The 14,758-nt window shown below is 55.6% G+C and carries 14 protein-coding genes and 1 other RNA gene; all 15 read left to right on the forward strand.

Going from position 1 to position 14,758, the window contains the following annotated elements:
• The 15 genes from ybeY to HOP44_RS00965 all read left to right on the forward strand — a co-directional run bounded on the left by ybeY (position 1) and on the right by HOP44_RS00965 (position 14,669).
• Positions 1-495 (forward strand): rRNA maturation RNase YbeY, encoded by a 495-nt coding sequence (gene ybeY, locus HOP44_RS00895; RefSeq protein ID WP_172249736.1) that lies wholly within the window; start codon positions 1-3, stop codon positions 493-495.
• Positions 495-881, forward strand: coding sequence for a diacylglycerol kinase family protein (locus tag HOP44_RS00900; protein ID WP_172249738.1), 387 nt, complete (start codon positions 495-497; stop codon positions 879-881). The genes ybeY and HOP44_RS00900 overlap by 1 nt, the downstream gene beginning before the upstream one ends.
• A gap of 66 nt (positions 882-947) precedes the next feature.
• Positions 948-1,355 carry a cytidine deaminase gene (gene cdd, locus HOP44_RS00905; RefSeq protein ID WP_172249740.1) on the forward strand — a complete coding sequence of 136 codons (408 nt, stop codon included), beginning with the start codon at positions 948-950 and terminating at the stop codon, positions 1,353-1,355.
• A 51-nt stretch (positions 1,356-1,406) separates the two neighbouring features.
• Positions 1,407-2,312, forward strand: coding sequence for a GTPase Era (gene era / locus HOP44_RS00910; RefSeq protein WP_172249742.1), 906 nt, complete (start codon positions 1,407-1,409; stop codon positions 2,310-2,312).
• A gap of 1 nt (position 2,313) precedes the next feature.
• Positions 2,314-3,072, forward strand: a complete 759-nt coding sequence (gene recO / locus HOP44_RS00915; RefSeq protein ID WP_172249744.1) for a DNA repair protein RecO — start codon at positions 2,314-2,316, stop codon at positions 3,070-3,072.
• A gap of 466 nt (positions 3,073-3,538) precedes the next feature.
• Entirely contained in the window at positions 3,539-4,420 is an 882-nt protein-coding gene (gene glyQ, locus HOP44_RS00920) for a glycine--tRNA ligase subunit alpha (RefSeq protein WP_172194115.1), read from the forward strand.
• A complete protein-coding gene (glyS, locus tag HOP44_RS00925) occupies positions 4,420-6,510 on the forward strand; it encodes a glycine--tRNA ligase subunit beta (protein ID WP_172249746.1) in 2,091 nt (696 codons plus the stop codon). The genes glyQ and glyS overlap by 1 nt, the downstream gene beginning before the upstream one ends.
• 195 nt (positions 6,511-6,705) lie before the next feature.
• Entirely contained in the window at positions 6,706-7,182 is a 477-nt protein-coding gene (locus HOP44_RS00930; RefSeq protein ID WP_172249748.1) for a YaiI/YqxD family protein, read from the forward strand.
• Between the two features lie 37 nt (positions 7,183-7,219).
• Positions 7,220-9,178 carry a DNA primase gene (gene dnaG, locus HOP44_RS00935; protein WP_172251483.1) on the forward strand — a complete coding sequence of 653 codons (1,959 nt, stop codon included), beginning with the start codon at positions 7,220-7,222 and terminating at the stop codon, positions 9,176-9,178.
• A gap of 44 nt (positions 9,179-9,222) precedes the next feature.
• Complete coding sequence (gene rpoD, locus HOP44_RS00940; protein ID WP_172249750.1) at positions 9,223-10,350, forward strand: RNA polymerase sigma factor RpoD; 1,128 nt, start codon at positions 9,223-9,225, stop codon at positions 10,348-10,350.
• Between the two features lie 312 nt (positions 10,351-10,662).
• Positions 10,663-11,496, forward strand: coding sequence for a hypothetical protein (locus HOP44_RS00945; protein ID WP_172194119.1), 834 nt, complete (start codon positions 10,663-10,665; stop codon positions 11,494-11,496).
• Positions 11,493-12,263 (forward strand): tRNA (adenine(22)-N(1))-methyltransferase, encoded by a 771-nt coding sequence (locus tag HOP44_RS00950; RefSeq protein ID WP_172249752.1) that lies wholly within the window; start codon positions 11,493-11,495, stop codon positions 12,261-12,263. Before HOP44_RS00945 ends, HOP44_RS00950 begins: the two co-directional genes overlap by 4 nt.
• Complete coding sequence (locus HOP44_RS00955) at positions 12,230-13,345, forward strand: Nif3-like dinuclear metal center hexameric protein (protein ID WP_172249754.1); 1,116 nt, start codon at positions 12,230-12,232, stop codon at positions 13,343-13,345. The genes HOP44_RS00950 and HOP44_RS00955 overlap by 34 nt, the downstream gene beginning before the upstream one ends.
• Positions 13,346-13,403: 58 nt before the next feature.
• Positions 13,404-13,819, forward strand: an RNA gene (gene rnpB, locus HOP44_RS00960) — RNase P RNA component class A.
• Between the two features lie 349 nt (positions 13,820-14,168).
• Positions 14,169-14,669: a DUF3907 family protein gene (locus HOP44_RS00965; protein WP_172194122.1), complete on the forward strand. Its 501-nt coding sequence runs from the start codon at positions 14,169-14,171 to the stop codon at positions 14,667-14,669.
• The last annotated feature ends 89 nt before the right edge of the window (positions 14,670-14,758 follow it).

Genomic DNA, 14,758 nt, shown 5'->3' on the forward strand with positions numbered 1-14,758 from the left:
ATGAGTCTGCGACTGGAATGGAGCAACGAACAAGATCGATACGAGATCGAAGAAACGCTGGTCGGGCAGCTGCGCCTTCTGCTCGAAACGGTGGGTCAAACGGAGCAGGTCCCAAACGGGGAAGTCGCACTGACCTTTGTCGACGACGAAGAAATTCATCGGCTGAACAGAGAGTTCCGCGATATCGACCGTCCGACCGATGTGTTGTCTTTTGCCATGCGTGAATCGAACGGAGAAGAACCTGATATCGTCTACCAAGCGCAAGCGCAAGACGAGCCGGAGTTCGAAGAAATGCTGGGAGATATCATTATTTCGGTTCCGCGTGCGATTGCGCAAAGCGAAGATTACGGGCATTCGGTCGAGCGCGAGCTCGGCTTCCTGTTCGTGCACGGATTCCTGCATCTGCTCGGTTACGATCATCAGACGCCCGAAGAAGAAGCGGAAATGATAGGCAAGCAGGAAGCGGCGCTGCAAAAAATCGGGCTGACGCGCTGATGGATAAACGGCGCACTTGGGGAGACGTATTCCGGAATGCCTGGGACGGTGTCCGGGCAACGGCTTCGACGGAACGGAATTTCAAAGTGCATCTGGCGCTGTGCGCGGCTGTACTGCTTCTCGGTGCGCTGCTGCGCGTTCCCCGTCTCGATTGGGGACTGCTCTGTTTGGCGATCGGTCTTGTGCTGTCGGCCGAGCTGATGAATACGGCCGTCGAAGCGGCCGTCAATCTGACGGTCGGAGAACGGATTCACCCGATGGCCAAAAAAGCCAAAGATGCCGCTGCAGGAGCCGTTTTGGCTTCCGCGCTTTTTGCCGCTTTGATCGGCCTGATTGTTTTTGTGCCGCCGCTGCTTCAACTGGCGCGAGACTGGGGCTGGCTGTAAACGGCAAGCGGATGTACAATAGAATGCACCCGATAAGAGTGGATACCGAGAGGGGAACGAGCGCGAATGGATGCAGCGATACTGATTCAGGAAGCGATAAAAGCGCGGGCACAGGCTTATGTGCCGTATTCAGGCTTTAAAGTAGGAGCGGCGCTGCTGGATGAGAACGGACACGTTCATCACGGATGCAATATCGAAAATGCGGCTTATGGACCTTCGAACTGTGCCGAACGTACGGCGCTTTTTCGTGCGGTAGCGGACGGACACCGTCCGGGCAGTTTTACGATGCTGGCGGTAGTCGGAGATACCGACGGCCCGATTGCGCCGTGCGGCGTCTGCCGTCAGGTTATGGTCGAGCTGTGCAGGCCCGATATGCCCGTGGTGTTGAGCAATATGAGAGGCGATATTCGCGAGACGACCATCCGTGAACTGCTTCCGGATGCGTTCGGCCCGTGGGATCTGGACAAACCGTAAGTTTCGGTCGGGAATGCGTACCGGCAACAAGACACCAAGAGGAGGAATATGATGGAGAGCAAAAAAGGCTTTAAATCCGGATTCGTCGCAATCGTCGGCCGTCCCAATGTCGGCAAGTCGACGCTGATGAACCAGATTATCGGACAAAAGATCGCGATCATGTCCGACAAACCGCAGACAACGCGGAACAAGATTCACGGGGTGTACACGGGAGAAGGGAAACAGATCGTGTTCCTCGATACGCCGGGTATTCACAAACGCCAATCGAAGTTGGGCGATTTCATGAACAACACGGCGCTGAACACGCTGGGCGAAGTGGAAGCGGCCATGTTCCTGGTCGACGCTTCGGAAGGCATCGGCGGGGGCGACCGTTATATTATCGAACAGCTCGGCAAGATCAAGACGCCGGTATTCCTGATTATGAACAAGATCGATCTGATCGAGCCGGAAGCGCTGCTGCCGCTGATCGAGACGTATCGCAAACTGTACGAGTTCGCGGAAGTGATTCCGATCTCCGCCAAATTCGGCAACAACGTGAATACGCTGATGGAACAGCTGGGCAAATATTTGCCGGAAGGCCCGCAGTATTACCCGGCCGACCAGATTACGGACCATCCGGAGCAGTTCGTCATCGCCGAGCTGATTCGCGAGAAGATTCTGCAGATGACGCGCGAAGAAGTGCCGCACTCGATCGCCGTGACCATCGAAGACATGAAAGTGCAGGATAACGGCATCGTTTACGTAGGCGCGGTTATTTTCGTGGAACGCGATTCGCAGAAAGGGATCGTGATCGGCAAGCAGGGAGCCATGCTCAAAGAAGTGGGCAAGCGCGCGCGTCAGGATATCGAGAACCTGCTGGGTTCGAAGATATTCCTGGAACTGTGGGTCAAAGTGAAGAAAGACTGGCGCAACCAGGATCGGGTTCTGCGCGACCTGGGCTTCCACCGGGACGTCTAGGATGCTGTACCGTCTCGAAGGAATTGTAATTCGGGCGATGGACTACGGGGAGACGAACAAGATTATCACGCTGTGTACCCAAACGCATGGCAAGGTAGGCGTAATGGTCCGCGGAGCGAAAAAGCTCAAAAGCCGCCACGGTTCGCTGACCCAGCCTTTTACGTACGGCGTATTCAGCTTTTTCCGGGGCGGAAGCGGCCTGGGTACGCTGAATGACGGAGAAATCTACGAATCGAACCACAAGCTGCGGGAAGATCTGGTGCTCGCCGCCCACGGCGCTTATGCCTGCGAACTGATCGATCGTGCGCTGCAGGATGAAGATACCGGCAGTTTTTGGTTCGAACAGCTGCAGGCATTTTTAACGGGCATGCGAGAAGGCAAAGACCCCGAGGTGATGATGCGGCTGTTCGAGATGAAGATGCTTCAGGCGTCGGGGTATGGACCCCAGCTCGACATCTGCACGTCCAGCCAGCGTCCGATCGAAGGCGATGCGCTGATCAGTCCGCGTCTGGGCGGCGTGTTGAGCCTGCCTTTTCGGGCGGCCGATCCTTATGCGGTTCCCGTTACGGCACGGACGCTCTCGCTGCTGCGGATCTTTGCCAAGCTTGATCTTCGCCGGCTCGGCAACGTGGACGTCAAGCCCGAGACCAAAACCGAACTCAAAAAAGTGATGGAAGCGCTCATGCGCGAACATATCGGCATAAACCTGAAGTCCAAACGGTTTCTCGATCAGCTCGACCAGTACGGCTTTGACAAATAACAATCCGGGTCTTACAATAAAGAAAGATTGCTGAATGTTTCGCAGCAGCGTTGAACGGAAAACGCGCAGATGAAAAACAAGGCCAAGCTTCAGCGAACCGGGGACAGTGCAAGCCCGGCCGGCCGATTTTCTGTGCGTACAGGCATTTCCGGGAGCGTGCGACACACGAAGCGTACGGAAAAGAGGAATGCGAACCGCGTCCGCAAGTCGGAGCCGCGCATTCAAGTAGGGTGGAACCGCGGGAGACGTTTTGTTGATCGGGTAGGCCTGGCGTTTCGCAAGAAGCGTCTGCCGCCGTCAGCGAGCCGGTGCAGATCGGAGATGCCGGGCATCTTGGTCATGGCACGGAAACTCTCGTCCCTACGTCTGTCGAACCAGGCGTACGGACGGGAGTTTTTTGCGTACTCTCATATAGGCAAACAGCTGCCTTCCGGTCTGCCGATCCATTTTGCAAAGGGGTGTTTTTATGAATTTTCAAGGCATGATCCTGACGCTTCAGAAATTCTGGGCGGATCAGGGATGTATTAACGCGCAGCCGTACGACACGGAAAAAGGCGCAGGTACGATGAACCCGATGACGTATCTTCGGTCGCTGGGACCGGAGCCGTGGAAAGTGGCTTATGTCGAACCGTCGCGTCGTCCTTCCGACGGCCGTTACGGAGAAAACCCGAACCGGTTGTATCAGCATCATCAGTTCCAGGTGATTATCAAGCCGTCTCCGGACAATATCCAGGAGTTGTACCTTGAAAGTCTCAAAGCGCTCGGCGTCGATCCTTTGGTCCACGATATCCGCTTTGTCGAAGATAACTGGGAGAATCCGACACTCGGCTGTGCGGGCCTCGGCTGGGAAGTATGGCTGGACGGTATGGAAATTACCCAGTTCACTTACTTCCAGCAGGTCGGCGGTCTCGAAACCCATCCGGTTGCGGTCGAGATCACGTACGGTATGGAGCGTCTGGCTTCCTATATCCAGGATAAGGAGAACGTATTCGATCTGGAATATGTGGAAGGCATGACATACGGCGACGTTTATCGTCAAGCGGAGTACGAGCATTCCAAATACACGTTCGAATTGTCGGACGTCAAAATGCTGTTCACGCTGTTCAATATGTACGAGCAGGAAGCGGCACGCGCGGTGGAAGCCAATCTGGTATTCCCGGCTTACGATTATGTGCTGAAATGTTCGCATACGTTCAACCTGCTCGACGCACGGGGCGCGATCAGCGTAACGGAACGGACCGGCTATATTACGAGAGTGCGCAATCTGGCACGCAAAGTGGCTGCGTCTTATGTGGAAGAGCGTGAGAAGCTCGGCTTCCCGTTGATCAAGAAAGGAGAGGAAGCGTAATGGCAAAAGATCTGCTGCTCGAAATCGGTCTTGAAGAAGTACCGGCCCGCTTCCTGCGCGCCGCAATGAATCAGCTGCGCGAGAAAACGGAAAAATGGCTGGACGCGTCGCGTCTGAGCTACGATAAAGTAGAAGCTTACGCGACTCCCCGCCGTCTGGCCGTGTTGGCGCACGGCGTTGCGGAGAAGCAGGAGGACGTCAGCGAAGAAGTAAAAGGACCTTCCCGCAAAATCGCGCAGAACGACAGCGGAGAATGGACCAAAGCCGCTTTGGGCTTTGCGCGCAGCCAGGGTGTGGAAGCGAGCGACTTTACGTTCAAGGAAGCCGGCGGCGTAGAATATGTCTATGCAACCAAAAGCCTGAACGGTCAGGAAGCGTCCGCTCTGCTGCCGGAAGGACTCAAGAGCATTATCGCTTCGTTGAATTTCCCGAAAAATATGCGCTGGGGAGCTTACGATTTCAAGTTCGTCCGTCCGATCCGTTGGATGGTCGCGCTGTTCGGCCAGGAAGTCGTACCTTTCGAGATCACCGATGTTCACGCGGGACGCATCACGCGCGGACACCGTTTCCTCGGTACCGAGACTTCGATCGCCCAAGCTTCCGATTACGTCGAAGCGCTCCGTGCCCAGCATGTCATGGCGAACGTGGAGGAGCGCGAAGCGCTGATCCTGCAGCAGATTCGCGATCTGGCCGAAGAGAAAAACTGGAATATCGCGATCAAGGACGATCTGCTGGAAGAAGTTCTGTTCCTCGTGGAGACGCCTACGGCTTTGTTCGGTACATTCGAAGAATCGTTCCTGAACATTCCCCAAGACGTACTGATCACGTCGATGAGAGAGCATCAGCGCTATTTCCCGGTTCTGGACGCCGAAGGCAAGCTGCTTCCGTTCTTCGTAACCGTGCGAAACGGGGATGCCAGATCGCTTGACGTTATCGCAAAAGGCAATGAAAAAGTACTGCGCGCCCGGTTGTCGGATGCGAAATTCTTCTATGAAGAAGATCAGAAGATGCCGATCAAGGACGCGCTTTCGAAGCTTGAGAACGTCGTATTCCACGAAGATCTGGGCAGCACCGGCGACAAAGTGCGCCGAATCCGTCAGACGGCGGACAAGATCGCTTCGCTGCTTCAGCTGGACAGCGAAGATGCCCAGGATGTCAGCCGTGCCGCCGACATCTGCAAATTCGATCTTGTGACCCAGATGGTCTACGAATTCCCTGAACTCCAGGGCGTCATGGGCGAAGACTACGCGCGCAAAGCCGGAGAAAACGAATCGGTCGCCCGCGCGGTATTCGAACATTACCAGCCGCGCTTTGCCGGCGAATCGGTACCGGCTTCCATCGTGGGATCGGTGGTCAGTCTGGCCGACAAACTGGATGCCGTCGTCGGATTCTTCGGAATCGGCATTATCCCGACCGGCTCGCAGGATCCTTACGCCCTGCGCCGCCAAGCTGCGGGCATCGTGCAGATCCTGCTCGATCACAAGCTGGATCTGACGCTTGAGCAGCTGTTCGACCTGTCTATCGCCGTACATGAGCAGGCGGGCAACCTGAAGCGCACGCCTGAAGAGATTCGTAAAGACCTGCATGATTTCTTCGAACTGCGGATCAAAAAACTGCTCTCGGAGACACTGCGCTACGATGTGGTCGACGCGGCCATCGCGGCCGGCTTCGGCGATATTCCGGCCGTTGTTGCGCGGGGCAAAGCATTGATGAACGCAGTAACGAGCGAAAACAACTTCAAATTGACGGTCGAATCGTTCACCCGAACGGGCAATCTGGCTTCAAAAGCCTCCGGCGGCGAAGTGAATCCCGACCTGTTCGAAGGCGAAGCGGAACGCGAGCTCTTCGAAGCGTGGCGGCTGCTGCAGAGACAGCGCGGTACATGGGCTCAGGGCAAGGGATACGCAGATGCCGCCGAAGCCGAATTGACGGCATTGTCTGGGCTGGCTCAGCCGATTACAACGTTCTTCGACCGGGTAATGGTTATGGCAGAGAACGAAAACGTACGGGCCAACCGTCTTGCGCTGCTTGCGGCGATCGACGGGGATCTCAAACGTTTCGCCGATTTCGGCAGGTTGGTCTGGCAGTAAACGGACCGGCTTTTGCAGGTTTTGCACAAGCAGTTGAATAAATAACCGACACGGAATATTTCCCGTACAGAGAGCTGGATCCGAGCGTAGAACAAGCGCCGGCGCATTCGTTTCTCTGTCGGGGAAATTCCTTTTTCGCATAGGGATTGGAGCAGGCGGAGAAACACTGCCTCTTCCGGCGAAAAGGAGGATCTCATGGAGCCCGCAACGCAATCGCAGGGCATGCGGATTTTGGTGGATGCCGATGCCTGCCCGGTCAAGGAAGAGATCAAACGCGCCGCCCGAATCGCCGGCGTATCGGTCGTCATGGTTTCTTCGTACGATCATGTGCTGCGCGAAGCCGACAATGTACGCATTGTACGGGTGGACCCGGGCAAAGAAAGCGCCGATTTGTATATCGTCAATCATCTGCGCGCGGGCGATCTGGTGATTACCCAGGATTACGGCCTAGCTGCATTGGTCCTTGCAAAGCGCGCTTATGCGCTTTCGGAGCGCGGCGTCGTATACGATGCGGACAATATCGAATTTCTGCTCGACCGCCGACATATCAGCGCGAAAGTGCGCCGGGGCGGAGGAAGAACCAAAGGACCCAAAAAGTTCACGGCGGAAGACCGGGAGGCTTTTTCGGAAAAATGTTTAAAACTTTTGCATGATTTGCAGGAGAAGGCGTAAGTTTAGCGAATATTATTTTCATTAGAAGGTGGTTATGATGAGTACGGAATACGGAAATATTCCGGAGGAAACGATTGATGCAGTGCTGCATCAGCACGATATCGTCGAAACGGTGGGCAGATACGTTCATCTGACCAAGCAGGGGAAGTACATGAAAGGCCTGTGCCCGTTCCATTCCGAAAAGACCCCTTCTTTTACGGTGACGCCGGATCGCCAAATTTTTTACTGCTATGGCTGCGGCATGGGGGGCAACGCCATCAAATTCAGGATGGAAATCGAAGGACTATCCTTCCCCGAAGCCGTGAAGATTATGGCAGAAGAGTCGCATATCCCTTTCCAGAACCCGGGCGCAAAAGCAGAGTCGCCTCAGGACCGGGAAACCGGACGTCTCCTTCAGGCTTACGAATGGAGCGAGAAATTCTATCATTTTTTGTTGAAAAACACCGAACACGGACTTCCCGCACTGGAATACCTGCGAGCACGCGGAATCGGCGACAAGCTGATCGATCATTTCCGGATCGGATTTGCGCCGGATCGTTGGGATACGCTTGTCCAGTTTCTGGACAAACGTTCATTCGATCTGGCGGAGATGGAAAAAGGCGGATTGATTTCGGCCAGACAAAGCGGCGACGGTTATGTCGATCGTTTCCGGGGCCGGATCATGTTTCCGATAGCGAATCGCAGCGGCAAAACGATTGCGTTTGCCGGCCGGATTCTGGGTGACGGGCATCCGAAATATGTGAATTCGCCGGAAAGCCGGCTGTTTAACAAAAGCCGGGTACTGTACAATTTCGACCAGGCGAGAAGCGCGATCCGCAAACAGCGGCAGGCCGTACTGTTCGAAGGATACGGCGACGTCATTGCGGCTTGGGAAGCGGGCGTGCGTAACGGAGTCGCCACCATGGGGACTTCGTTGACCGATCAGCATGCCGCCATGATCAAGACGACGGCGGACGAAGTGCTTGTCTGCTACGACGGCGACAATGCCGGTCAGAATGCGGCGCTTAAAAGTATTCCGATTCTCGAGCAGGCGGGACTTAAAGTGAAGATCGCGATGCTGCCGCCAGGAGTGGATCCGGACGACTATATCCGTTCGAACGGGTCGGAGCGTTTTGTGCGTCAGATTGTGGAAGACGCGGCTTCGACCACCAAATTCCGTTTGGTCAATCTGCGGCGGGGTTACAAGCTCTCCGAAGAAGGCGGCCGCCTCGATTACACCAAAGCGGCCCTGCCGATTATCGCGGCCTTGAATTCTCCGACGGAACGGGAAGTGTACCTGCGCGAACTGTCGACGGAAGTCGATATTTCGTTTGACAGTCTCAAACAGGACAGCAACCTGATCCGTCAGGAACACAGCCGCCCCGCGCCGGGACAAGAAGATCCGGGTCCGGCTTACTCCGGGCCCCAACAGGGAGGACGTCCCGGATCGTCCGGCGGCAAAGGCCGCGGACGCGGCGATTACGCGAACAAAGGCGGCTATGTCAAAAAAGGCAATTTCGGCGGAGGGAATTATGCCCATACGGAAGAAGACTTTTTTCCGCAGGAGCGAAGAGCCCGTCCCGACCGGAACCTGCTGCCCGCCCACCAGGCTGCCGAACGCCGGCTTCTGTATCTGATGCTTCAGGATCGGCAGGCCGCCGATTATGTGGCGGCGCGTCTGGGCGATGAGTTCAATACGCCGGAGCACGCCGCGATCGCCGCTTATCTGTACGCTTTTTATGCGCAGGACCGCGAGCCTGACAGCAGCCGCTTCATTGCTTCGCTGCAGGACGAAAAGTTGGAGAAGATCGTCAGCGCCATCGCGATGATGGAAGGTTCGCGAGAATGGAACGAACAGGTTCTTAACGATTGTATCCGCGAAGTCCGCAAGCAGACCACTCTTCGCGGCAGCGGTATCGAGCAGAAGCGCGAAGCCATGATACGTGCCGAGAAAGACGGTGATTTCCTGCTCGCCGCTCAAATCGCAAGTGAAATCATAGCCCTGGAAAGGCAGTAACGAACGAGTCACAGGTTCGAATTCCGGGGAGGAGGGAGTCTAGAATGGCGAACGAGCAACATACGGAATTGGAAGGCGAACTGACCCTTGAACAGGTGAAAGAACAGCTGATCGAACTCGGCAAAAAAAGATCCCATCTGAGCTACAAAGAAATTGCCGAGAAGCTGTCGCCGTTCGACCAGGACGCCGAGCAGATCGAGGAATTTTACGAACAGCTCGGAGACCTGGGAATCGAAGTAAGCGACGAAAGCGACGATGAAGAGGAACGTCCCCGCCCGCAGGCCGAAAGGGAAGGCGGCGAGGAGTTCGAATTCGAAGATGATATGGCTCTTCCTCCGGGGATCAAAATCAACGATCCCGTACGGATGTATCTCAAAGAAATCGGACGCGTTCCCCTGCTCTCCGCCGACGATGAAGTAGGCTTGGCGAAGCGGATCGAAGACGGCGACGAGGAGGCCAAACGGCGTCTGGCGGAAGCGAATCTTCGCCTGGTCGTCAGCATCGCCAAGCGTTATGTCGGACGGGGCATGCTGTTCCTGGATCTGATCCAGGAAGGCAATATGGGTCTCATCAAAGCCGTAGAAAAGTTCGATTACAAAAAGGGCTACAAGTTCAGTACGTATGCGACCTGGTGGATTCGTCAGGCCATTACCCGGGCGATCGCCGACCAGGCCCGGACGATTCGGATTCCGGTGCACATGGTCGAGACGATCAACAAGCTGATCCGGGTCTCCCGGCAGCTGCTGCAGGAATACGGCCGCGAACCATCGCCGGAAGAGATTGCCGCCGAGATGGAACTCAGCGTAGAGAAAGTGCGCGAAATCATGAAGATTGCCCAAGAACCGGTATCGCTCGAGACGCCGATCGGCGAAGAAGACGATTCGCACCTCGGCGACTTTATCGAAGACCAGGAAGCGTTGGCCCCGGCCGACGCCGCTGCCTACGAGCTGTTAAAAGAACAGCTCGAAGATGTGCTCGACACGCTGACGGACCGCGAAGAAAATGTGCTCCGTCTGCGCTTCGGCCTGGACGACGGACGAACACGCACACTCGAAGAAGTGGGCAAAGTGTTCGGGGTGACGCGCGAACGGATTCGCCAGATCGAAGCCAAGGCGCTGCGCAAGCTGCGGCATCCAAGCCGAAGTAAGCGGCTCAAGGATTTCCTCGAATAGAAGCGTCATAGGTAAGCAAGAGCGCCGGAGCGAAGCTTCGGCGCTCTTGCTGCGAGCCGGGGAAGATTATCGGAGGATTCCCTTCGTTTTCCCGTCTAAAGTCCCGGAAGTCCGTGTAAAGCGCCGCATAGGCGGGCGGAACTTTTCCGGGTAAGATGAAGAAGGTGTTTGCCGCTTACGAAGGCGAATAAAAATGTCCGTCTGCTTAATCGGAGCAAAGCGACCAGCCGATATAAAAGAGGAGAACGGCTTCAGTTACGGATTGTCTTCAAACGGCGGTGTTGAAGAGGATCCTCCGGAGGAGGAGCGCTTTTGGAACGGGAAAAAAAGAAGATTATTATTACCGAGATTGAAAATTGGCGAAAAAGCAAACTTTTGCCCGAACATTATTGCGATTTTTTGTTAAACTTATATGACGACGAGGCGACCCAGAAGAAAAAAGGTACACTGTCGGTCACCGCGCTGCAGCAGGGCAATTTTAAGCTGTGGGCGCTTTCGTTTGTCAGCGTAGCGCTGATTTTCATGATCGCCTTTTATTTTCCGATTCTGGATTGGCCGTTTCAGGCAGCCGCAATCGCGGCGCTTGTCTCATTTTGTTACGGGCTCGGTACATACGCCAGGGGAAAAGCCTGGATGAGCGGAATGGGCGGGCAGATGCTGTATGCGGTCGGCAGTGTAGTGCTGCTTGGACTGGGATCCTGGATGGTCCGTCTCAACGGGTGGCCGGAAGAGATCGGCATGCTCGGATTGATCGCGGTGTGCGCCGTGGTCTGGCTGGCGGTCGGCATGATCGTGCCGAGCGGACTGCTGCATTACAGCGGCTGGGCGGCTTTGATTCTGCTGTACGCCGAATTTTTCGGCAAGATGAATCCGGCCGCTTCCTGGCCGATGCTCCAGCTGCTCTGGCTGCCGCTCAGCGCGCTGCTGCTCTGGTTGAGCTGGCTTGCCCATCATAAAGCCAAACGCTTTGCCTCGATCTATTTTGCGGTCGGCGTGACCCTCTGGTTTATGCCGGAGATCGACGACCTGCTGCTGCGCCAGAATACGACCGAGAGTATTATTTTGTACATTCTCGGCAAACTGGCGCTGGCGTTTATTTTCTTGTTTGTCTGGCGAAAAAAATGGATTGCGTGGGTGTCTGTATGAAATTATCGGAACGTTTGAATACGATTTGCCAATCTATTCCGCCGGGCAGCCGCCTGGCGGATATCGGCTCGGATCATGCCCTGCTGCCGACCTGTGCCGTGCTGGAAGGCCGGGTCGTTTCGGCGATTGCGGGCGAAGTGAACCGTGGGCCTTATGAAGCGGCATCGAAACAGGTTTCGGAAGCGGGACTTCAAGGCAAAATCGAAGTGCGGCTTGGCGACGGCCTGGCCGCAATCGAAGCGGGGGAAGCGGACGTCGTGACGATCGCCGGCATGGGAGGCGCGCTGATCGTCCGTATTTTGACGGAAGGCCGGGCCAAGCTTGCCGGTGTGCAGCGGTTGATTCTCCAGCCGAATGTCGGCGAAGATCTGGTCCGCCGCTGGCTGCTGGAAGAAGGCTGGCTGCTGACCGGAGAAACGATTCTTGAAGAAGACGGGAAAATTTACGAGGTGTTGACCGGAGACCGCAGTCCGTCGGCGGAAACGGAAAATGCCCGCCTCTATGCGGACACGACCGTGGGAGAACCGCCGGTTAGACTGGATCGGGAACAGCTGATTGACTTCGGACCTTTCCTCGTTCGCGAAGCTTCGCCGGTATTCCGCGGCAAATGGATCGGCGAAATCGACAAACTGGAATGGGTTGCGGAATCGATGGGCCGTTCAGACAGCAGCGATGCACGCGGCAAAAAGGAAGCCCTGGAACGACGCATCGAATCGCTCAAGGAGGTGCTGGCATGTTTGCCAAAGGACAAACCGTTATCCAACTGATGGAGAAGTTTGCGCCGAAAGCGCTGGCCGTGGAAAACGACAAAATCGGTTTGCAGCTCGGCACATTGAATAAAGAGATTACGAAGGTGCTGGTCGCGCTTGACGTGACGGATGAAGTGGTGGACGAAGCGATCGCGATCGGCGCCAATCTGATTGTCGCGCATCATGCGATCATTTTCCGGCCGCTGGCCCATCTGCGCACGGATACGCCGATGGGAGCGCTGTACGAAAAGCTGATCAAGCACGATATCGCCGTTTATATCAGCCATACGAATCTGGATGTGGCGGAAGGCGGCATGAACGACTGGATGGCTTCCCTCGTGGGGATCGCCGAACCCAAGCCTCTCGAAGAACTCCAAAGCGAGAAGCTCTACAAGCTGGTCGTTTATGTGCCGAAAAGCCATCATCAAGGTGTGCTGGATGCGATTCTGGCTGCCGGAGCAGGGACAATCGGCGAGTATTCGCACTGCAGTTTCAATACCGAAGGCACAGGTACTTTTCTTCCGGGACAACAGACGAACCCGTATCTGGGAAGTCCGGGCAAACTGGAACGCGCCGAAGAAATACGAATCGAGACGGTGCTGGGCGAAAGCCGGCGCTCCAAGATCATTCAGGCCATGCTGAAAGCTCACCCGTACGAAGAAGTCGCTTACGACTTGTACGCGTTGGAGCAAAAAGGGAAATCTTTCGGATTGGGCCGTATCGGGCGTCTGGCACAGCCCAAAACGCTGGCCGAGCTGACGGAAACCGTCAAACGGGGATTCGATGTGCCGGCCGCTCGTGTCGTCGGCGATCCCGGGCGCTTGATCAAAAAAGCGGCGGTGCTCGGCGGATCGGGAAGCCGTTATATCCATCATGCGATCCGCCAGGGGGCCGATGTGCTTATTACCGGAGATATCGATTACCATACGGCGCATGATGCACTGATGGCCGGACTGTCGATTATCGATCCGGGACACAATTCGGAGAAGATCATGAAACGCGAAGTGGCGCAGCTGCTGGGCGGCATGCTCACCGAGAGCGGAAGCGAAACGACCGTCCACGCTTCGGAACCGAACACGGAACCTTTCCGATTCATGTAAAGAAAAAAAGCTTGTCACCCATGAATATTCGCGGTATAATAAGTGCCGTTGCTTAAGGGAAGTTTAACAGACAATCGCCGGTGCCGCGTAAGGCGGTACGGGAGGAAAGTCCGGGCTTCGTAGGGCAGGATGCTGGATAACGTCCAGTCAGCGCGAGCTGAAGGATTAGTGCCACAGAAATGGACCGCCGATGGCCGCCTTCGGGTGTGCACAGGTAAGGGTGGAACCGGAGTGTAAGAGACTCCGAGGGGCGCTGGTGACTTCGTCCCTGGTAAACCCCATTCGAAGCAAGACCTAATGAAACGCGGTTCCCGGCTTGCCGGGGACGGCCCTTGCCCGGGGTGCGTTTAGGTTGGTCGCTCGAGCCGTACAGCAATGTGCGGCCTAGACAGATGATTGTCGCTCACAGCGGGAGGGTAGTTCCCGTCTGCACCGCAAACGAGCACAGAACCCGGCTTACGGTAAGCTTTCCGAACTGCGCAACCCACAAAATTTGGACCTCGTCCGACGACGGTCCGAAGCAAAAGGATTTTTTGCACGAACAATCCGATTTGGCGGCGTCCGTCTTCTTCGAAAGAAGAAAGCGGGCGCCGTTTTGCATAGGAATCGGACGGGAAAGGCAGCTCGGGTCCGTTTGGAAATCACGGCGTGGGCCAAGTCATGGATAAAGCCGATAAACATTGTTTATCGGCAGCGGTAATACGGGCTCGCCGGATGCTTTTGCTTAAAATTTATGCTACGATGGACGGAAGAAGGAACAGGGTTTGCAAGGAAGCCCGTTTCGCGCGTCCGCGCGATCAAATACCAAGGGGGAACCGCCGTTATGCCAGCGTCCAACGTACAGAAATTGTGTGAATCGACCAGGGAAAAGTTGAAAACCGCCATCGTGAGAATCGAAGCTTTTTTGAACGAATACTCGCTGCCTCAGCTTGCCGAATCGCAGGATGAGGAAGAAATCGCTTATTACAAAGGATTTTTAGCCGATCTCCGTCATCTGCTTGTGTTCTCGGAAACCTCCTCCGAAAAAATCGGGGTGCTACTCCGCCGGGCCAATTTTGATGTCAATTCCGCGGAGGATACGCTGTACAAGGTCTATCATAACGTCATCAACAGTTTCTTTTATCCGAAAAACGAATGTTACGCCGAAGACGGCCGTTATGCGTACACGGGGCAGGAAGCGATCCGTTTCCGCCGGCACATTGCGCCTACCGCGCGCGAAGTGATTCTCGACGTCACCAAAACGTACGAAGAACTTCGCGACGACCTGGATTACTACGAGAGCGATTATCTCAGCCAGCGTCGGATGAGCGCGCCGCGTTCGTAAGTTTTTCCGAAATCCCGGATAACCGCTTCGGAAGTCCCGTTGCACGGCTCCGGCCGTTGGGGTTAAGCTAAACTTGAAACCGATGGAAG

It is taken from the genome of Saccharibacillus deserti (genome assembly GCF_013618475.1).
Taxonomy (GTDB): domain Bacteria; phylum Bacillota; class Bacilli; order Paenibacillales; family Paenibacillaceae; genus Saccharibacillus; species Saccharibacillus deserti.